This is a genomic window from Ferrimonas lipolytica, from assembly GCF_012295575.1.
Classification (GTDB): domain Bacteria; phylum Pseudomonadota; class Gammaproteobacteria; order Enterobacterales; family Shewanellaceae; genus Ferrimonas; species Ferrimonas lipolytica.
On record NZ_CP051180.1, the window covers coordinates 2,040,618 to 2,061,493 of the forward strand.

15 protein-coding genes and 12 tRNA genes are annotated in these 20,876 nt (G+C 48.6%); 22 read left to right on the forward strand and 5 right to left on the reverse strand.

Going from position 1 to position 20,876, the window contains the following annotated elements:
- Positions 1-8 precede the first annotated feature (8 nt).
- From HER31_RS09445 to HER31_RS09530, 18 genes are all read left to right on the forward strand, one after another.
- Positions 9-83, forward strand: a tRNA-Gln gene (locus tag HER31_RS09445).
- Positions 84-277: 194 nt separating this feature from the next.
- Complete coding sequence (locus HER31_RS09450) at positions 278-1,225, forward strand: ribose-phosphate pyrophosphokinase (protein ID WP_168660350.1); 948 nt, start codon at positions 278-280, stop codon at positions 1,223-1,225.
- Between the two features lie 234 nt (positions 1,226-1,459).
- Positions 1,460-3,376 carry a bifunctional metallophosphatase/5'-nucleotidase gene (locus HER31_RS09455; RefSeq protein WP_168660351.1) on the forward strand — a complete coding sequence of 639 codons (1,917 nt, stop codon included), beginning with the start codon at positions 1,460-1,462 and terminating at the stop codon, positions 3,374-3,376.
- Between the two features lie 249 nt (positions 3,377-3,625).
- A complete protein-coding gene (locus HER31_RS09460; protein ID WP_168660352.1) occupies positions 3,626-4,258 on the forward strand; it encodes a 50S ribosomal protein L25/general stress protein Ctc in 633 nt (210 codons plus the stop codon).
- Positions 4,259-4,267: 9 nt separating this feature from the next.
- Positions 4,268-4,864, forward strand: a complete 597-nt coding sequence (gene pth, locus HER31_RS09465; protein WP_168660353.1) for an aminoacyl-tRNA hydrolase — start codon at positions 4,268-4,270, stop codon at positions 4,862-4,864.
- Positions 4,865-4,887: 23 nt separating this feature from the next.
- Positions 4,888-5,979: a redox-regulated ATPase YchF gene (ychF, locus tag HER31_RS09470; protein WP_168660354.1), complete on the forward strand. Its 1,092-nt coding sequence runs from the start codon at positions 4,888-4,890 to the stop codon at positions 5,977-5,979.
- Positions 5,980-6,112: 133 nt separating this feature from the next.
- Entirely contained in the window at positions 6,113-7,366 is a 1,254-nt protein-coding gene (locus HER31_RS09475; protein WP_168660355.1) for a YdgA family protein, read from the forward strand.
- Positions 7,367-7,562: 196 nt separating this feature from the next.
- Positions 7,563-7,639, forward strand: a tRNA-Met gene (locus tag HER31_RS09480).
- 147 nt (positions 7,640-7,786) lie between these two features.
- Positions 7,787-7,871: transfer RNA gene (locus HER31_RS09485), tRNA-Leu, on the forward strand.
- Positions 7,872-7,911: 40 nt separating this feature from the next.
- Positions 7,912-7,986 (forward strand) — tRNA-Gln (locus HER31_RS09490).
- Positions 7,987-8,026: 40 nt separating this feature from the next.
- Positions 8,027-8,101 (forward strand) — tRNA-Gln (locus HER31_RS09495).
- Positions 8,102-8,108: 7 nt separating this feature from the next.
- A tRNA-Met gene (locus tag HER31_RS09500) sits at positions 8,109-8,185 on the forward strand.
- 362 nt (positions 8,186-8,547) lie between these two features.
- Positions 8,548-8,632 (forward strand) — tRNA-Leu (locus HER31_RS09505).
- A gap of 40 nt (positions 8,633-8,672) precedes the next feature.
- A tRNA-Gln gene (locus tag HER31_RS09510) sits at positions 8,673-8,747 on the forward strand.
- 39 nt (positions 8,748-8,786) lie between these two features.
- A tRNA-Gln gene (locus HER31_RS09515) sits at positions 8,787-8,861 on the forward strand.
- 7 nt (positions 8,862-8,868) lie between these two features.
- Positions 8,869-8,945, forward strand: a tRNA-Met gene (locus HER31_RS09520).
- A 68-nt stretch (positions 8,946-9,013) separates the two neighbouring features.
- Positions 9,014-9,098, forward strand: a tRNA-Leu gene (locus tag HER31_RS09525).
- Positions 9,099-9,126: 28 nt separating this feature from the next.
- Positions 9,127-9,201: transfer RNA gene (locus HER31_RS09530), tRNA-Gln, on the forward strand.
- Positions 9,202-9,472: 271 nt separating this feature from the next.
- Here HER31_RS09530 and HER31_RS09535 read toward each other — a convergent pair.
- The gene (locus HER31_RS09535) at positions 9,473-10,330 is read right to left on the reverse strand and encodes a DUF6268 family outer membrane beta-barrel protein (RefSeq protein ID WP_168660356.1); all 858 of its coding nucleotides are present in this window, start codon (positions 10,328-10,330) and stop codon (positions 9,473-9,475) included.
- A gap of 22 nt (positions 10,331-10,352) precedes the next feature.
- On the reverse strand, positions 10,353-10,967 hold the full coding sequence (locus tag HER31_RS09540) for a TetR/AcrR family transcriptional regulator (RefSeq protein ID WP_168660357.1): 615 nt from the start codon (positions 10,965-10,967) through the stop codon (positions 10,353-10,355).
- Positions 10,968-11,069: 102 nt separating this feature from the next.
- On the opposite strand from HER31_RS09540, the gene HER31_RS09545 reads away from it, so the two are divergent.
- The gene (locus HER31_RS09545; RefSeq protein ID WP_168660358.1) at positions 11,070-12,155 is read left to right on the forward strand and encodes an efflux RND transporter periplasmic adaptor subunit; all 1,086 of its coding nucleotides are present in this window, start codon (positions 11,070-11,072) and stop codon (positions 12,153-12,155) included.
- Positions 12,152-15,235 carry an efflux RND transporter permease subunit gene (locus HER31_RS09550; RefSeq protein ID WP_168660359.1) on the forward strand — a complete coding sequence of 1,028 codons (3,084 nt, stop codon included), beginning with the start codon at positions 12,152-12,154 and terminating at the stop codon, positions 15,233-15,235. Before HER31_RS09545 ends, HER31_RS09550 begins: the two co-directional genes overlap by 4 nt.
- Positions 15,236-15,771: 536 nt before the next feature.
- Here the strand turns inward: HER31_RS09550 and cydX are convergent.
- Genes cydX through HER31_RS09565 form a run of 3 tightly spaced genes read right to left on the reverse strand, consistent with a single transcriptional unit; the run spans position 15,772 to position 18,649 of the window.
- Positions 15,772-15,879, reverse strand: a complete 108-nt coding sequence (gene cydX / locus HER31_RS09555) for a cytochrome bd-I oxidase subunit CydX (protein ID WP_168660360.1) — start codon at positions 15,877-15,879, stop codon at positions 15,772-15,774.
- 21 nt (positions 15,880-15,900) lie between these two features.
- Positions 15,901-17,040 (reverse strand): cytochrome d ubiquinol oxidase subunit II, encoded by a 1,140-nt coding sequence (gene cydB / locus HER31_RS09560; protein ID WP_168660361.1) that lies wholly within the window; start codon positions 17,038-17,040, stop codon positions 15,901-15,903.
- Positions 17,033-18,649 carry a cytochrome ubiquinol oxidase subunit I gene (locus tag HER31_RS09565; protein WP_168660362.1) on the reverse strand — a complete coding sequence of 539 codons (1,617 nt, stop codon included), beginning with the start codon at positions 18,647-18,649 and terminating at the stop codon, positions 17,033-17,035. The genes cydB and HER31_RS09565 overlap by 8 nt, the downstream gene beginning before the upstream one ends.
- A gap of 85 nt (positions 18,650-18,734) precedes the next feature.
- Between HER31_RS09565 and HER31_RS09570 the strand changes: the two genes are divergently transcribed.
- On the forward strand, positions 18,735-19,013 hold the full coding sequence (locus HER31_RS09570) for a hypothetical protein (RefSeq protein ID WP_168660363.1): 279 nt from the start codon (positions 18,735-18,737) through the stop codon (positions 19,011-19,013).
- A 617-nt stretch (positions 19,014-19,630) separates the two neighbouring features.
- Positions 19,631-20,761, forward strand: coding sequence for a M14 family metallopeptidase (locus HER31_RS09575; protein WP_202983621.1), 1,131 nt, complete (start codon positions 19,631-19,633; stop codon positions 20,759-20,761).
- Positions 20,762-20,876: the final 115 nt, after the last annotated feature.

Consider the following 20,876-nt stretch of genomic DNA (forward strand, 5'->3'; position numbering starts at 1 on the left):
AATTTTGTTGGGCTATCGCCAAGCGGTAAGGCAGCGGGTTTTGATCCCGCCATTCCCAGGTTCGAATCCTGGTAGCCCAGCCATCTATTAGAACTACTAATTTTTTGTTTACAGGGTTTTAGTAGCTCGTTTTCGAGCAACCTTAAGGTTGCCGTCAACAACGCTAACAGATACGCCTTTTGTACCTACACGACTGGAATACTCCAGCAACTGGGACGTGGGCCACGGTGATGCGCTGGCCTACCCCAAAAAACAAATCAGACAGAGGTTCAATCCTGTGCCCGACATTAAGCTTTTTGCCGGTAATGCCACGCCGGAGCTTGCCAAGAAAATCGCCGATCGTTTGTACTGTGCTTTGGGTCATGCCGAAGTAGGTCGTTTCTCTGACGGTGAAATCAGCGTTCAAATCAACGAAAACGTTCGTGGTTCTGACTGTTTCATCATTCAGTCCACTTGTGCACCAACCAACGACAACCTAATGGAATTGATCGTTATGGTTGACGCATTGCGTCGTGCCTCTGCTGGTCGTATCACCGCGGTAATTCCTTACTTCGGTTACGCTCGTCAAGATCGCCGTGTTCGTTCTGCCCGTGTGCCAATTACCGCTAAGGTAGTTGCTGATTTCTTATCTAGCGTAGGTGTAGACCGCGTTCTGACTTGTGATCTGCACGCAGAGCAGATTCAAGGCTTCTTTGATGTTCCAGTTGATAACGTATTCGGTTCACCGGTACTACTGGAAGATATGAAGCAACGTTCACTGGATAATCCTGTGGTTGTTTCTCCTGACATTGGCGGTGTAGTTCGTGCTCGCGCCGTTGCCAAGCTGCTTGATGACAGCGATCTGGCAATCATCGATAAACGTCGCCCTCAAGCGAACGTTGCCCAGGTGATGCACATCATCGGTGATGTAAAAGATCGTGATTGCATCATCGTTGATGACATGATCGACACTGGCGGCACCTTGTGTAAGGCTGCCGAAGCATTGAAACAACAGGGTGCGCGTCGTGTATTCGCTTACGCAACTCACCCAGTATTCTCTGGCAACGCGCCAAAGAACATTGCCGAGTCCGTGATTGATGAAGTAATTGTGACTGACACAATCCCACTGCATAAAGATATGCTAGCGACCGGGAAGGTTTCCCAGCTAACCATGTCTGGCGTAATGTCTGAAGCGATCCGTCGCGTTAGCAACGAAGAATCTATCTCGGCGATGTTTGAGCACTAAGCTCAATGCATTGCCCCAAAAGCCCCGCCATGCGGGGCTTTTTTGTACCCGGAACAGAAATAAATCTCAAAAAAGTTGTCTTCGCCATCAACACTTCACAGCATTTAACTCCTATTCAAAAATAAAACGTGAGCAAGGTCACACCCACTCACAGTTTGGATCGCCTAATCTTCTTAGCTTGGTACCCTGCCTGTGCTCACAATTGGTCGTGGGCCACAAATCCAGATGGAACTAATGATGATTAATAAAAAGTATTCCTTAATTGCCGCATCTTTACTGGTTGCTCTGACTGGTTGTAGCGATGATGACTCTAGCAGCGAGCCGGTAGCACCTACTGCTGATTTCTCGCTGACCGTTGCCCACGTTAACGATACCCACTCAAACTTTGATCCTACCTCAGTAGACTTTACTGCCCCGATCACCGACGAAGGTATGTCACTGCGTGTAGATGCTGGCGGCTACGCACGCATGGCTGAAAAGTTAGAGATGGCTCGCGCAACAGCAGAAGCTGCTGACCAACCATTCTTGGCTCTGCACGGCGGCGACGCTTTCCAAGGTTCGTTGTACTTCAACGTAATGAAGGGACAAGGTAACGCCCAATTGCTGTCTATGATGGGTCTGGACGCAATGGCTATTGGTAACCACGAATTTGATTTGGGTAACGAAGCCCTTATCGACTTTGCTAACCGCGTTAACTTCCCACTGCTGGCTGCCAACATGGACACCAGTGGCGATAGCGCCATGAGCAAAATCGACAACATCATGCCATACACCGTTAAGTCACTTAACGGCCAGAACGTTGGTATCTTCGGCTTAGTATTGGAAGATATGGAAAGCATCTCTTCTCCTGGTGAAGATCTGGCTTTCGAAGGCGAAGTTGTTAGTGCCCAAGCGACCGTTAACGCTCTGTTAGCAGAAGGCGTTGACCACATCGTTATGGTAAGCCACATCGGTACAGACCGTGACCTTCGCATCGCCGAAGAAGTTAACGGCGTTGATTTGATTGTTGGTGGCCACTCCCACACTTTACTGGGTGACTTCACCAACTTAGGCATGGGTCACGGCCATCCAGATATGGATTACGCTGAGATGGTAACCAACCCTGATGGCGGCAAAACCTGTATCGTTCAAGCTGGCCAATACGCGCAAGCGGTAGGTCAAGTAACGGTTGAGTTTGCACAAGGCGATATCCTGACCTGTGCTGGTAACAATACCCTGCTAATCGATGATAACTTTGCCCACAAGTACGATGGCGAAAACCGCGAACCACTGACTGATGCAGACCAAGCTTCTGCGGTAGAGTTTATTGATGGCGAGCAAAACATTGCGATCACCGAACAAGACGTACAAGTTCAGTACGTGATTGATGAAGACTTCAAACCTCTAGTAGAAGAGTTTGAAGGCTTAGTTATCGGCGACATATTTGATGAAAACGATCCAGTTGACCAAGGCTCTTTGGATCACACACGTATCCCTGGCCTAGCTAAGTACGATGCATCATTACGTTACAAAGGTTCTGAAGCTGGTGTGCATGTAGCTGACTCCATGGTCTGGAAGCTAAACGAAGTAAACATGGACGTCGACTTCGCCATCACTAATAACGGTGGTATCCGTAACCCTATCGTCGCTGGCGATGAAGGTTTGACTGCGGGTTACATCATCGGTGAGTTACTTTACTTCTCAAACGAATTAGCTGTAGTAGAGCTGCTTGGTTCTGATGTCCGCGACCTGCTGAATGACACCATCGGTTATGCGCTCGACCCACTGGGTTCTTCAGGCTCGTTCCCTACATTCGCTAACATCCAGTTCACCTACAACGGTTTAAGCACCGAAGACAACAAGATCGAATCTTTGCAGGTTTGTCCTACCGGTGCTGGTAACGCTGATTGTACTGACATCATTGATGATACCGTTTACCGCATTGCGACCAACGCTTACATCGCTGGCGGTAAAGACGGTTACGACATCTTCGCTGAGCGCGCTCAAAGTGAAATGGTTGCTTCTGGCTTTATCGATAACGAATCAATGATTGAATATGTTGAGTATCTAACCGAGCAAGGCATGCGTTTAGAAGAGAAGCCAACTGGTCTGAACTTCATTGAGCCTGCTGATTTCGTAGCTGATAGCCCACTGAAAAAAGAAAACGACTAATCATTTATGATTAGCATTAAACGGCCTCCTTTCGGAGGCCGTTTTTCGTTGTGCTAGCCAATATTTTCCTCTCATTGAGAGTTCCCCATAGAAAGTGGTAAACTGCTGCGCCTTTAGCTAAAGCTTAAAGGTCCGTTGTTGGTTGTCGATTGCCTGTCAGAAAGGTTTGGTCGCGAATCTTTCATGTAGTAGATGCGTTATCGCAGCAGTGGAAGCACAGATGACACCACAATATGGAGATTAACGATTATGCCCGAGTTAACGTTTGACGCTGAAGTTCGTACCGAACATGGCACCGGAGCGAGCCGCCGGTTGCGTCATCAAGACAAGCTGCCTGCAATTTTATACGGCGGTGGCAAAGACCCTGTGTCACTGACTTTGGAGCACAACAAAGTCAACTTAGCACAGGAAAAAGAGGCGTTTTATAGCCAAGTGCTGACCCTCAAAATCAACGGCAAAACGGAAGATGTCATCGTTAAGGCGATGCAACGTCACCCATACAAGCCTAAATTAGTGCACGTTGATTTTTTGCGAGTGTCAAAAAATAACGCATTGACCACCACAGTGCCGCTGCACTTCTTAAACGAAGACACCTGCGTTGGTGCTAAAGCTGGCGGTACCGTAGTACACCTATTGAACGAAGTTGAAGTGAAATGTCTGCCAGCTGACCTGCCAGAATTCATTGAAGTTGATATTCAACAATTGGACGCGGGTCAATCGCTGCACTTGCACGACATCGCTCTCCCTAAAGGGGTTGAGTTAACCGAGCTAAGTAAAGGCGACGATCACGATCTTTCTGTAGTCAGCGTGCAAGCCGCGCGTGGCGGCAGCGAAGAAGATGAAGCATCAGAAAGCGCCGAACCTGGCACTGAACAAGAGTAAATAACAACGGTGAGCAGTAATATCCGTTTAATCGTGGGCCTGGCTAATCCAGGCCCCGAATATGTTAGAACCCGCCATAATGCGGGTGAGTGGCTGGTCAACGAACTAGCCCGTATGCATAACGTCAGTCTAAAAGCCGAAAGTAAATTTTATGGCTTAACAGCTCGGATCCAAAGCGGCAGTACCGATCTGCGCCTGTTGATCCCTACCACCTTCATGAACCTCTCCGGCAAATCCGTTGCCGCATTGGCAAACTTCTATGGCATTGAACCGGAAGAGATCTTGGTAGCACACGACGAGCTTGACCTAGCACCAGGCGTTGCCCGCATCAAAAAAGGCGGCGGCCACGGTGGTCATAATGGCCTAAAAGATATCATTGCCAAGATGGGCAATAACAAAGATTTTTACCGGCTGCGCATCGGTATTGGTCACCCAGGTGATCGCAACCGCGTGTCCGGATATGTATTGGGTAAAGCCCAAGCAACTGAACAACAGGCCATGGATGAGGCCGTTGACGAAGCCAGTCGCTGCATCGATATTTTGCTGCGCGATGGCATCGCCAAGGCACAGAGCCGCCTACACACTTTCTCGGCCCAACCGGCCTAATTACGACAAAGGTTAACACTACCATGGGTTTTAAATGTGGCATCGTGGGCCTGCCAAACGTAGGCAAATCCACTCTGTTTAACGCACTAACGAAAGCTGGCATCGAAGCAGCCAACTTCCCATTTTGTACTATTGAGCCAAACACCGGTGTAGTTCCAATGCCGGATCCGCGCTTGGACGAACTGGCGAAAATCGTTAACCCGCAACGCGTACTCCCAACCACCATGGAGTTCGTAGACATTGCCGGTCTGGTTAAAGGCGCTTCCACCGGTGAAGGCTTAGGTAACAAGTTCCTAGCCAACATTCGTGAAACCGACGCCATTGGTCACGTTGTTCGCTGTTTCGAAAACGACAACATCGTGCACGTATCTGGTGGCGTAAACCCTGCTGATGACATTGAGGTGATCAACACCGAGCTGGCGCTAGCAGATATGGACGCCGTTGAGCGTGCGCTGCAGCGCCTAGCAAAACGCGCTAAAGGCGGCGATAAAGACGCTAAAGCCGAGATTGTGGTACTTGAGAAGCTGCAACCGGTTCTTGAAGAAGGTGGCATGGCACGCTCTGTTGAGCTTACTGCCGATGAGAAGAAGCTAATCCAATACATGGGTCTTCTTACTCTGAAGCCAACCATGTACATCGCTAACGTTAATGACGACGGTTTCGAAAACAACCCGTTCCTAGACATCGTGCGCGACATTGCAGCCAAAGAGAACGCTGTTGTTGTTCCAGTATGTGCTGAAATCGAATCTGAAATCGCAGAACTGGAAGACGACGAACGAGAAGAGTTCATGGCCGATCTTGGTATCGAAGAACCAGGCCTAAACCGCGTTATTCGTTCTGGTTACGAGCTACTTAACCTGCAAACCTACTTTACCGCTGGTGTTAAAGAGGTTCGCGCTTGGACGGTTTCCGTTGGTGCAACTGGTCCACAAGCCGCCGGTGTTATCCACACCGACTTCGAACGTGGTTACATCCGCGCCGAAGTAGTGGCGTACGACGACTTCATTCAATACAACGGTGAAAACGGCGCGAAAGAAGCCGGTAAGAAGCGTTCTGAAGGTAAAGGTTACGTGGTTGCCGATGGCGACGTAATTCACTTCCTCTTCAACGTCTAATAGCCACCATAAGCCCAGTCATCGACTGGGCTTTTTTGTATCTAAGCGTCATGACCCAGTGGATATCCATATAAACCAATAGGATTTAATACTGAAAGGATTCACATTAGCTGCGATAAGCTCCGCTCTGGCTATGAGCACCACCCTCGCTGCCACTTGGTACATCGCAAGCCAATATGAGCAGTACCGCTTGAACGCATTAGAACGCTTCAATAACCAAACTGGCAGCACTCAATTGAGTCACACCATCAGCGATCGCAATCTATTTAATCATAACGAACACTATCGTATTAGCGCTTACGCCGATGGCTCAAACAAACTAGTTGAGTTGCAATTTAACCAACAAGTAAAGTTCTACCCCGGCTTTGTTAAAGCAACCTACTCCATTGATACCAGCTCTCCCAGTTGGCAGGTTGTCGGTCAGCAACTAAAGCAGCCACTGTTAAACCATGGTAGCTGGTCAGCGTCGATATTTTCCCAACAGGGCAACTACCGTTACCAAGTCGATGGTTTTGAATCAAAGCCAACGAGCCTTGATGAATACATCAGCACTGGTGATATCGTTGTCGATGGTACCTTTGCATTGGATCTGAGTGAGTACAGCAGCCAACTAAGTATCGCTGCGGCGACCATTGGTTTTGCCCAACGGGTATTCGAACTTGAAGGGTTGTCAGCCAGTAGCACCATGACACTACTTGATGACATCTATGACATCAACTTCAGCCACAGCTCTATTGATAGTTTAACCGCTTATCAATTAGGCAACACCACAACCGCCACCAAACCGCTCAGGTTCAAGCTTAACGACTTAAAGTTAAGTAACGGTAATCTACACCGACAAGGCAACAGCAGTAGTTCGACTACTCTAACCATTGGCGCACTGGCACTAAGCGCTAACGATGACATCGACATAACCTTAACCGACGCCCGCCTTGCCACTAAAGTAAGTAACGTTGCCACCAGCGCCTACATCAACTTAGCTCGTTTTATACAGCAAGGCAGCCAACCAGATGCGCTAGCATCAGCACTAACGGACATCGACACAATATTAGCAAATAACTTGCAGCTAGATATCCAAGCGTTCGAAGGGGACATCACCCTTGCCTCGCGAGACGAGAAAATTGCAGGCCACTATGCCGCTATTGGGCAAATAGTCCTCCATCCCACCAACCTTGCTCAACTTCAAACCAGCCAACCGTTCGCATTGATTGACGCCAAGCTGTCGCTCAACTTTAGCGACACTATGTTTAGCCAGCATCCACTAGCCACACAGCTCGATAATTTCGAACAACATGGTTTTTTAAACCGCGCTGACGGCCAATTTACCACCTCCGTAATCTTTGAAAATGCACAACTAAGCCTTAATGACCAACCGTTGCAGTTATAAATACAAGCTTGACTAAGCTCGGTGACAGTTTTTTGAGGTTAAATCTTCAACAGCCAATCTCAATCTCGTTCATTTTTTGCCAGACTTGTCTAAATTCCCAACGAACAACTCACAAGACGGTTTTTTTACTGGGAAAGCAGTTGACGCTCTGGGGGCAACTCAGCATAATACGCCGCGTTCCCAACGAGGAACGCATGGCTATGTAGCTCAGCTGGTTAGAGCACGGCACTCATAATGCCGGGGTCGCAGGTTCAAGTCCCGCCATAGCCACCATCATCTCTTTTAGAGATGAAGCACCTAGACAGTGCAAGGCTCTCAGCTAACACAGTGAGGCACAGGTTTAGACTTGTGGTAGCCACAATGCTTCTTTTGAAGCATCATCTAACTTTGACTATCAACAAAGTTTGGATGTAAAACTCAGCGGAAGTGGCGGAATTGGTAGACGCACCAGATTTAGGTTCTGGCGCCGCAAGGTGTGAGAGTTCAAGTCTCTCCTTCCGCACCATTTTTAGATACTCTTGTTGCTAACAGGAATGTCGCTCAGTTGGACTATCGCCAAGCGGTAAGGCAGCGGGTTTTGATCCCGCCATTCCCAGGTTCGAATCCTGGTAGTCCAGCCATTTTTAAAGACACTCTGGTGAAAACCAGTATGTTGACTGTTGGACTATCGCCAAGCGGTAAGGCAGCGGGTTTTGATCCCGCCATTCCCAGGTTCGAATCCTGGTAGTCCAGCCATTATTCAGGCTATGTAGCTCAGCTGGTTAGAGCACGGCACTCATAATGCCGGGGTCGCAGGTTCAAGTCCCGCCATAGCCACCATGATTTACCGGATATGGAGCATTAAGAAAGTGCTCGGCACTCAACTGATGTTGAGAGTCACAGGTTTAAGGCCCGTCATAACCACCATGATTTACCGGATATGGAGCATTAAGAAAGTGCTCGGCACTCAACTGATGTTGAGAGTCACAGGTTTAAGGCCCGTCATAACCACCATGATTTACCGGATATGGAGCATTAAGAAAGTGCTCGGCACTCAACTAATATTGAGAGTCACAGGTTTAAGGCCCGTCATAGCCACCATGAATTATTGGTTATATCTATTATGACCATAATAAAATCTGACTAATTGTTTAGTCAGCATCTTCACTCGACTATCAACGAGCTGTAGGATGTAAAACTCTGCGGAAGTGGCGGAATTGGTAGACGCACCAGATTTAGGTTCTGGCGCCGCAAGGTGTGAGAGTTCAAGTCTCTCCTTCCGCACCATTTTTAGATGCTCTTGTTGTTAACAGGAATGTCGCTCAGTTGGACTATCGCCAAGCGGTAAGGCAGCGGGTTTTGATCCCGCCATTCCCAGGTTCGAATCCTGGTAGTCCAGCCATTTTTAAAGACGCTTTGGTATTTTCCAAATGTCGATTGTTGGACTATCGCCAAGCGGTAAGGCAGCGGGTTTTGATCCCGCCATTCCCAGGTTCGAATCCTGGTAGTCCAGCCATTATTTAGGCTATGTAGCTCAGCTGGTTAGAGCACGGCACTCATAATGCCGGGGTCGCAGGTTCAAGTCCCGCCATAGCCACCATGAATTATTGAGTTTGACTCAATAACATCTTCACTCGACTATCAACGAGCTGTAGGATGTAAAACTCTGCGGAAGTGGCGGAATTGGTAGACGCACCAGATTTAGGTTCTGGCGCCGCAAGGTGTGAGAGTTCAAGTCTCTCCTTCCGCACCATTTTATGGTGCTCATAGAGTATCACTGTTGGACTATCGCCAAGCGGTAAGGCAGCGGGTTTTGATCCCGCCATTCCCAGGTTCGAATCCTGGTAGTCCAGCCATTCTTATGATGCTTTGCTCAATCTGGGTATGGAATCAACCAACGTATTAAGCTTCGGTTTAACGTTGTTAGAATACGAAACAACCGACCTCTGGTCGGTTTTTTTGTATCCGGAATTTATCACTCCCAACTCAAGGCTCCCTCTCATACGCTAGCTTAGCCGTATACCAACTAGATGTTGTTGTTCCAATACTGTTAAAGCACCGCAATCAATACAGCCGAAAACTTAAGATAAACTTCAACAGCTAACTACGACACAGCCTATTGTTTGCCTAGTCAGCAAAAGTAACCACCACTGCCGCTAACCATCGGCCATCAATCTCGGTGTCGATCTCTTCTGAGGCAGAGTGAACCGTCAAATCCCCCTCTAATCGATATCCTGCCACTAATGACAGTTCAATGCCGGAACGGTATTGATAACGGCCGCGGATAAATGCCAATGGCAGATCTTGTTCTATCTCTCCGCCCTCAAACGCAAACTGCTCAGAGCGAAAACCACCACCAATGCTAATGCTCATCTTAGGATCAAGTTGATATGAAAGCTCGAGGCCTGCACGCCCGTTAAAGCCCTTATCGAACGGGTTACTTAATCGCCACTGTTCATTGATTTGCCAATCAATGGTTGCCACTGGCACGGTTGATACATCAACAATGCCGTTGATGTAAGCCACACCAATACCAATATTTAGATCCTCGAAACCGCGATAATTTGCGATTGAGATAGCGCTATAGGAGAAACCATCACTGCTGCTGGCGCCATCAGCAGTGGCCCACTCCGCGCCCGTACTAACAAATAAACCCCAATTTTGGCTAAGTGGATGAATAGCAAACAACGACAACTCATAATCATCACGACCATCAATTCCACGCAGAACGCTAACTGCAGGTAAACCCGACAGGTCTATCGAGCGATGATCAGCAGCAAGGCTCACACCTGCTATCCGTCCCCTCCCCCAATTCATACTGTACGAACCACTTAACCCGTATTGATCGTCGTTATACTCGCCACCTTGTTCAACATCAGCGTCACCAGAGACAACCCCATATAGATCAAGCTCCCAACGGCCTTGTGCCTGCACCACAGTGGAAGCGCACAACAGGAGGGGAACCAACCATTTATTTAGACGCATAACAACTCCATTTATGCTTAATCTATTCAGTGCGGTAGTTGTTTACAAACATCTCTACTGCCCGTGTTACCCGTTCGATCCGTTTAGGATCACTCTCATTTCCACCAACCCCGAGCTCGCGCCGAATACCAACCATGCCTTTGGTTAGCACCATCAGTTGCTCTGCTGCCATCTGTGGACAATCAATGTTCCATTGAGGCAACAACGCTAACTGCGACAAACCGTCGCACAGAATCTGTGCGAATCTGCCCGGGCCTGCCGTATAAAAGCTTTTTGACAACTGCGGGTGGGAATCTGCTTGGCTGATACACAACCGTAAAACGTACAATGCTTCAGCGGATTGCATCACTTCACTAACTCTCAAGCAAAAGGTCAGCAGTTGTTGTGCTGCATCCTTAGCTGAAGTGAAATCAAAACGATCAATCTCTATTTCCGCGCATCTGTGCTCAACACAATAGGTAAATAAATCATCTTTACTGCCAAAGTGGGCATAGACGGTTTGTTTCGATACATCAGCACGTTGAGCGATGTCGTCCATACTGGTTTCAAAGTAACCATTGGAGATAAATAGATCCCCGGCGGCGTCGACTATTTGCTTGCGTTTTTGTTCACTACGAATATTCCGTTTCACTTCCATGAGCTTAACTTTAAATTAACCACATAGTTACATTTAAGCTAGACAGGGCCCCATTTGTCAAACTAGACTGTCCAGTACAGTCTGTTAGTTGATCTAGATCACATGAACAATTCGCCCAAATATCTCGTTTTAACGACTCTGCTACTCGCGTTAGGCGGCTGCCAACAGCAAAATACCGCCGTATCAGTAGCAGCGCCGAAACCAGTGCAGACTGCCCAATTGAGTTTTCAACCCAGTTATCGAATTCAGCACCGTTTAGTCGGTGAAGTACGTAACCAGCGCACCAGCTCGGTTGGTTTTGAACTTTCCGGGATGATCAATCAAGTGCATGCTGAACTCGGTGATAAAGTCAGCTCAGGTCAGGTTTTAGCGCAACTGGATACCGATCTGCTCGACACCGAAGCACTGCAGCTTGATGCCAAAATAAGCCAGCTTAAAGCACAAATCGATCTCAATAATTCGACTCTGAAGCGCCAACTGGCGTTGCAAGAAAAGGGTTACCAATCACAACAACAATTGGACGAACTCAATAGCCAACAACAAAATTTGCTTGCCCAGCTTTCCCAAGCACAATCGGCACTTAGCGGCAATCAAATACGATTAAACAAAAGCCAACTCAAGGCGCCATTTAACGGCACAGTTTCGCAACGACAACTAGCCCCTGGACAGGTTGTCAGTGCCGGCCAACCATTATTAACACTGGTACCAAGTAGCGGCGCCGAAGCACGGGTTGGGGTTCCGGTAATGCTATTGAATAAACTAGGTAATCACCTCGATTTCCATCTTCGCCACGGTCAACAGCAGCTTGAAGCACAACTTTTGGGACAAAGTGCCAGTGTCGATCCGGTAACCCGTACTGTTGACCTGCGCTTTGCTCTGCCGACGGAACAATCGTGGTTCGACGGCGATCTTATCTACCTTGATCTGGCTGAAACCGTCACCGCATCCAGCGCCGAAGTACCCATTTCAGCACTAATTAGTGGTATGCGTGGACGCTGGAATCTTATGGTAGCGAAACAGCATGAAGGAAAATGGCAGCTTGAGCGACGTGATATAACGATTCTGCATGCCAACCACAGCAGCGCCGTCATTACCGGTGCCGTTGAAGCAGATGAGTATTACGTCACAGCTGGGTTACAAGCGCTCGTTCAAGGGCAACAGGTAACATTGGCTGAGACAGTACAATGATTAATGCACTGGTGGTCAATCCCCGCTTGATGATTATGGCCATTGCCTTAATCATGGTTGCTGGCTTTAGTTCCTTCAATCAGCTCGCACAAACCGAAGACCCCGCTTTCAAAGAGCGTTTTGCCGCCGTCATTACCGCCTACCCAGGTGGAACCGCTGAAAGGGTTGAATCACTGATAACCGAACCGCTCGAGTCTACCCTGCGCCAACTCGATGAGATTAAGCGACTGGAGTCCGCCTCGCGTCCGGGCTTTTCTCGCATCACCATCGAGCTTAACTCCGGTGTTATCGATACCGAAGCGGTATGGAGCAAGGTGCGCGCCTTGAGTGACGAGAAAGCCGCGACCTTTCCTCGTGGGACATCACAACCACGACTCGATACTCAAGTATCAGCTGCATTTACTCGCATTCTTGCCCTACGCTGGGTTGGCCCAGGTACCATTGATATCAGCGCATTAGGACGCTATGGCGAAACGTTAGCTAACCGCTTACGCCGAGTTATTGGCACCGATTACGTTAAAGTTCATGGACGCCAGCAAGAGCAGATTTTGGTTGAGATTGGTGATGCTCAAATGCAATCCCTTGGCTTGACCACTGATCACGTTGCCGCGATTATTGCCGCCTCTGATAGCAAAGGCTCCAGCGGTCGCCTATCCAATGACAACGTTCGTGCGCAGGTGGAGCTGGCTGGTGAGCTCGACTCGTTAGAGCGTATCCGCCAAGTGCCACTGCGGCTCGGTGATCAACAACAAGGTGTGCGTTTAGGTGACGTAGCCGACGTACGCCGAGCACTCTACACTCCGTCGGAAGACAGTACCTTCGTGAATGGTCAACCAGCGGTGTTAGTTGCCGCAAGAATGTTACCCCACGTCAGGGTTGATCGCTGGGACCCGAAGGTCGACGCCCAACTCGAACAGTTGCAAAAACAGCTACCGAGTAACGTGGTTATTGAAACTCTATTTAATCAGCGCCATTACACCGAGCTTCGACTGCAGGATTTGGCAATCAATCTGGCCCAAGGGTTTGCACTGATTGTCATTGTCTTGCTTATCACTCTTGGGCTACGCTCCGCACTATTGGTGGCTACGGCCTTGCCGTTAACAGTGCTTATCACCCTCACCTGCATGCAGTTCTATGGGTTACCTATTCACCAAATGTCGGTCGTCGGCCTAGTGGTGGCGCTGGGAATCATGGTCGATAATGCCATTGTGATCGTCGACGCCATTGCCCAACGAAAACGACAGGGATTACCCCCAGTAGAAGCGGTTCGCCGTACCTTGCAACACTTCTGGTTGCCATTATTGGCATCAACATTGACCACCGTTCTGGCATTTGCACCAATATTTCTAATGCCGGGCCCCGCCGGTGAATTCGTTGGTGGTATCGCACTCGCCGTAAGCTTCGCTCTGCTGGCATCTTACGCCGTTTCCCACACCCTAATTGCCGGACTGTCCGGTCGTTTTGTCAGTGCCGAGGCCGGTGCTCATTGGTGGCAAAATGGTATTCAACTTCCCGGCCTAATTAACCGTGCCAAAGGCGGTTTACAGTTCGCATTAGCACGGCCCAAAACCACCATCGTGTTAGTTATGTGCCTGCCGCTATTTGGTTTTTGGAGTGCAACCCAACTGGACGAGCAGTTCTTCCCACCGTCAGATCGGGATATGTTTCAGATCCAATTATGGCTGCCACCATCAGCCAGTCATGTCGCTACCGAAAAGCTGATGCTGGAGATGGACGGCTGGATCCGCAGCCAAGAAGGGATAAAACAAACCAGCTGGGACGTTGGCCGTAATATGCCATCGTTCTACTACAACCTGCGCGCAGCTCAACGTGGCGTCAGTAACTTTGCCCACGGCATGATCACCGCGGTTGATTACCAACGAGCGAATCAACTCATTCCGTTATTCCAAAACGAGTTAAGCGCCCGTTATCCGCAAGCACAAATTTTAGTAAGAAAGCTAGAACAGGGACCACCATTTAATGCTCCGGTAGAACTGCGTTTGATCGGTGACGATTTCACTGCACTTGATCGTGCAGGTGAAGAACTAAGGTTAATGCTGCAACAACAACCACAGGTGACCCACACTCGGGTTTCTCTGCAAACCGGTTTACCACGAGTGAAGCTAACACTCGATGAACAAGCCGTCCGAGCGGCAGGGTTAAACCTTGCGGAAGTGACCGCCCAGTTAAGCGGTAACCTTGATGGCAGTATTGGCGGCACTGTGCTCGAGGGCCCTGAGAGTATCCCTGTAAGGGTACGTTTGAGTGCAGACGCTCGTGAGGCCAGCAGCGATCTCGCCAACCTACCGCTGTCAACGCCAAGTGGCAAGTGGTTGACCATATCAGCCCTTGGCAATACCTCAATCGAATCAAGCCGCAGTGAGATCCCTCGACGTAACGGCGAACGGATAAATACCGTTATGGCGTATCTGCAATCAGGTGTATTGCCTTCCACCGTATTAAATCGGGTACAGCAACAAATGGCTGAGCAGAGCTATCAGTTACCAAGTGGAACACGGTTGGAGATCGGTGGTGAGAGCGCTGAACGTGACGATGCTGTTGGTCAACTGTTGTCGAGTGTCGCCTTCATCTTAGTGCTATTGGTTACCATCGTGGCACTATCGTTCAACTCATTCCGGTTAACGGTAGTGATCCTCGCCAGTGCTTTTCAGTCAGTCGGTTTAGGGCTGTTTTCCATCTTCCTAGGCAGCTACCCATTTGGTTTTAACACTATGATTGGTCTTATGGGGCTGATGGGGCTGGCGATTAACGCAGCAATAGTTATCTTGGCTGAACTGGAACAGAGTCCAGCAGCGCGCCAAGGTGACGTCGACGCCACCATTACTGCCATTGCCCGCTGTGGTCGCCATATCAGTTCAACCACAATCACCACTATTGGCGGTTTTCTGCCATTAATTCTGGCCGGTGGCGGTTTTTGGCCACCATTTGCGATTGCCATCGCAGGTGGAACCCTGTTAACCACCCTACTGTCGTTTCTGTTTGTCCCAGCAGCGTACCGATTGAGTCGACGTTGGGGCGCACCGCAAGACAAAGCACCTTCACTAGCAGCTGCAGCATAGCCATATATCAACAGGCAGGGACGGTAAAACTGTAATAGCTATTGCCCCTCTGCCATCCTCCTATCACGCCTCGATTCAACCGATAACGATACGCTGTGTACCAATAAAGTGTTGTTCTTTACAATGCTGTTAAAGCACCGGCTAGGCGAGTATTGATACAAGGGGAAAGCACTACCGCCGGAAAGCTTCTGCCGCATTGGAGCAGTCCAGCGAAGCGTTTTGGACTGTGACCTAAGGCAAAGGGGGATTCCAAAGGGGGCGGAGCTCCCCCACCTAATGCATACAAGAATGTGCCATCGCCACCGCGACATCCTCCCCTAAAAGCACCGAAATCGAAAGAGCCGAAGACTTGATATAAACCTCAACACTTAACTGTGACACAGCCTAACGATACGCTAGCGGCGTCAAACTAACGCCTGAATCATTGCTGATAGCACAGCTGTGTTGATTACAATTAACGTCTAATCTGGTGCTGCCAAGACAAAAAAACGCACAACCAAAGTTGTGCGTTTTAGGATGTAATCAAACCCTAGGGTTTAATCAGATTCTTTGTCCAAGGTCTCTTGGGCTTCAAGCCATAGGGCATTGATAATGCCGAAGGCGCAAGCCAACAATACACCTAGGAACCAAACGAAATACCACATGAGTTAATCTCCTACCTAGGCTTAGTACAGCGACGTTGAGTTCTTTTCGATGTGTTCTTCGCTAATGCGACCAAACATCTTGATGTAACACCAAACCGTGTACAACAGAATCAACGGTACGAAGATAGCTGCAGCAACTACCATCACGTTCAGGGTCAACTCAGAGCTGGTTGCATCCCACATGGTTAGCGATTGGTTTGGGTTCTTAGACGACGGCATCACGAATGGGAACAGTGAAATTGCCGCAGTCAAAACCATACCCGCTAAGGCCAGTGAGGAGCATAAGAACGCAAAACCACAGCGATTCAGCTTGGTTAATACAATAACCAACAACGGCATCGCTACCGCTAACAGCGGTGCCAAGTACAGCACAGGGTAAGCGGTAAAGTTATTCAACCACGCGCCAGCTTGCAGCTCTACAGTTTTGTTCAGTGGGTTTGAAGGTGCCATAGTATCGATGGTAGAGGTAATTACGTAACCATCAATAAAGTTCACCAGCCACACACCGCCGATAACAAACAGTGCCGACGCAACTGCAGCAAAGCCGACAGATACTATACGAGCACGCTCGCGCAGCTCACCTTCGGTCTTCATCTGAAGCCATACACCACCGTGCATCGTCAGCATAGCGAAACACATTACACCAGAGAGCAGCCCATAAGGGTTAAGCAAACCAAAGAAGCCGCCATCATAGTAGTTACGCATCCACTCGTCGTAGTAAAACGGTACGCCTTGGAACAGGTTACCAAATGCCACACCGAAGATGATTGGCGGTACAAAGCCACCAATAAACAAGCCCCAGTCCCACGCATTACGCCAGCGAGGATCTTCGATTTTCGAGCGGTAATCGAAGCCGATAGGACGGAAGAACAACGCAAACAGGGTGATCACCATGGCAATGTAGAAGCCCGAGAAGGCCGCCCCAAAAACCATTGGCCATGCCGCAAACAGGGCACCACCAGCGGTGATTAACCACACTTGGTTACCATCCCAATGAGGTGCGATCGAGTTAATCATCACTCGACGCTCATTATCAGTCTTACCTATGAACGGCAGCAATGCGCCTACGCCCATGTCAAAGCCATCAGTAACGGCAAAACCGATCATCAGCACAACGATCAGCGCCCACCAAATAAGGCGCAGAGTTTCATAATCAAACATGGTTTGGCGTCTCCTTGGCAGAGGAAGTCAATGCCGCATCAAAGCTGGCTTCCTTGGTTCCATTTTCAAAGTGGTAACGACCGGTCTTCAAGCTACTTGGCCCCAAACGGGCAAAGCGGAACATCAAGAACATCTCGATAACCAAGGCAACAGTGTAGAAACCACAGATAGCGATGATGGAGAAGATAAGATCAGCTTCACTTAGGCTAGAGGCCGACATGTAGGTTGGTAACACCTCAGCAATGGTCCACGGTTGACGACCGTATTCCGCGACAAACCAACCGGAGATAATTGCGATCCACGGCGCAGGCAGAGTAAACAAAAGTGCTTTCAGCAACCACGGTTTCTCATCAACCTTCTGCTTACAGGACTGCCAGAACGCCAGACCAATCAGCAGAGCCATCAGCACCCCAAGACCAACCATCACACGGAAGCTCCAGAACATTGGACCTACTGCAGGTACAGAATCATCAACCGCTTTGGCGACCATACTGTTGTCCGCTTTAGATACGTCGTCGATGTAGCGCTTCAGCAGCATGCCGTAGCCTAAATCAACCTTAAGTTCTTCGTAGCGCGCCATCTCTTGGCTATTCAGCTGTTCATCTGACCGCAAGCGTTGCAGCAGTGCATAGCCTTCCATGCCGTTACGAATACGCTCCTCGTGCTCAACCTTGAGATCTTTGATGCCGGTTACCTGCTCGTCCAAAGAACGAGTCGCGATAATCCCCATTAGGTAAGGAATACGTACCGCGTAATCAACGGTCATGTTTTCACTATCGGGAATACCAATCGCGGTAAATGGAGCCGGTGCAGGGTGAGTTTCAAACTCAGCTTCAATCGCAGCCAGTTTTACTTTTTGTACGTCACCAACTTCGTAGCCAGACTCATCACCGAGGATGATTACCGACACGATAGATGCCATACCAAAGGCTGCGGCAATAGAAAATGAACGACGAGCAAACGCCAGATCACGCCCTTTCAGAATGAAGTAAGAGCTGATGGCCAAGACAAACATCGCACCAGTAACGTAACCAGACGCGACAGTGTGCACAAATTTGACCTGAGCTACCGGGTTAAACAGCAGTTCACTAAAGGAGGTCATCTCCATACGCATGGTTTCGTAGTTAAACTTGCTGCCAACCGGGTTTTGCATCCAGCCGTTAGCAATCAGAATCCATAACGCCGATAAGTTAGAAGCAAGAGCGACCGACCAGGTTACCGCCAAGTGCTTCACTTTAGATAGGCGATCCCAACCAAAGAACATCAAACCAATCAGGGTTGATTCTAAGAAGAAGGCCATCAGTGCTTCAATCGCTAGCGGAGCACCAAAGATGTCACCAACGTAGTGTGAGTAGTAAGCCCAGTTGGTTCCAAACTGGAACTCCATGGTAATACCAGTAGTAACCCCCAAGGCGAAGTTGATAGCAAACAACTTACCCCAATATTTACACATATCTTTGTAAATCTGCTTACCAGTCATCACATACAGTGATTCCATAATGGCAAGCAGGAAAGTCATCCCCAAAGTTAGGGGGACAAATATGAAGTGATACATCGCAGTCAGCGCGAACTGTAACCTCGATAGATCGACAACTTCATCGATAATCATTGTGCGTTCTCCTCAACTCCATCCGACTTCAACTGTCAGACAAGCAACGCGTTAATTTTAACTAATCCGAAACGGGAACCATTTGATGCGAAAAACCAAGTGTGTGGTGAGTAAACCGGTGACATCCAATTCTTGGGGGGAAATACCAACAGAAAAAATCATGAAGGCGGATGAAGCCAAGTTTATTCATTTCACACTTTTACTAACAATTGCAGTACATATAAAAATGCAATTTGGTTATCGAAATTGCTCTGGCGATCGGCTAATCTCAAACCTGTTACAACGTTTTTATAACACTGCTAATATTCACACTCCAACCCTGCCAGCAAAGCACAATCATTTCCGTGCGCAAGCTCACGAATAACACCAACCATCGCGAACAATAATGCCGTTACCGTCACAGTTATTTATCAATCAGGAATTAAGAGTTCGATTTGGTTTGAGCAAGATCACATTCAAAAGTGACTTCAACTGAGCAATCCAGAGAGTTTCGCAGCGCCACACCAGTCATAACAATAGCTAAGTAAAATTAACCAGCAACACTCCCTTAACAGCTAGCACAAGTAGTTTGTTAACATCGGCGGGCACAATTAGGCATTAGAAAAACTATCTTAAAAAAATCAATTTTTCTAGTTTGTTGGATTGGCGATCACCCCTTAACATGCACCGCATAGAAATCATCCATATCGCGCTTGATTGTTGTTCATTGAGCGAGACAATTAATATTCCGGAGCACATTATGAAGCTATTAGTTAAAGAAATTTCCGCACTGTACCTGCGCAGTTTCAAAGACTTAGGTCAATCTCAGATCAAATAAATTGGTCAACAAAAAACACCGAGCAAATGCTCGGTGTTTTTGTATTAAGTCCCCATAACTGCCACAGAGATTAGCGCAACATTCGCTTCAGCTGTGCCCTACGCATTGCCTTTGCAACCATCCCACATCACTATAGGTTTTCTATCTCTGCTGAGGACTAACCTGTGTTCATCTCAAACGCCATGGACAGCGGCAATATTGACGTCATTGCATGCGACTCTGCCGACAACATTCGTCTCAATATTCGCAACGATCTCAACACCCAAAAACATCAATGGTTTCATTTTAGTTTGCACAATGCCGCCAACCAACAATGCCAACTATTGTTTGAAAACGCAGGCACAGCGGCATACCCCTCAGGCTGGCAAGATTATCGGGCAGTAGCCAGTTACGATCGCGAGACGTGGTTTCGGGTAGACACCAGCTATCAAGACGGTCAGTTGGTGATCAATCACTTAGTGGAAGAAAATCTCATCTACTTTGCCTACTTCGCCCCATATTCGAGCGAACGCCATCGCGACCTCATTGCCGCATGTCAGGCTGACGATAAGGTTAACTACCTTGCCCTTGGGCAAACGATTGATGGTCAAAGCATGGATCTGCTGCAGATTGGTCAAGTAAGTGATGACAAGAAGATCTGCTGGCTAATTGCCCGCCAGCACCCCGGCGAAACGATGGCACAGTGGTGGATGGAGGGTGCCTTAGCAACGCTACTGGATGACAGCAACGCTATTGGCCAAGCACTACTGCAGCAATGTGTGTTCTATATTGTGCCCAACATGAACCCCGATGGCAGCCGCCGCGGTCACCTTCGTCACAATGCCACCGGCACCGACCTCAATCGTGCTTGGCGTAATACCAGCATAGATAACAGCCCAGAGGTCTATCTGGTTCGACAAAAAATGGAGCAGACCGGCGTCGATTTTTTCCTAGACGTTCATGGTGATGAAGGCTTGCCATATAACTTCATCGCTGGTGCTGAAGGAATCCCAAACTGGAGCAATACTCGCCAAGCTCAACTTGATGGCTACAAAGTGGCACTGGCTCAGGCTACCCCAGAGTTTCAAACCCAATTTGGCTATCCAATTGATGAGCCCGGCAAGGCCAATCTTGATGTTGGCAGCAACTTTATTGCCCAACACTTTGGTTGTTTATCAATGACTCTGGAGATGCCATTTAAGGACAACTCAGAGATGCCAAGCCCACTCTACGGTTGGAGCCCTGAGCGATCATCCGCATTGGCCCAGCCATGCCTGTTGGCATTATTGCGAACGTTAGAGCAGCAACTACTTTAATAATTTTCGACACCAGGGTGTCTTTCACCTTGGCGTCAAAAAATTGACAGACCCAACGCATTGCGTTAACTTTCTTGTAACATTTGCCAATATTGTTGGCATTGGCAAGGAGAGT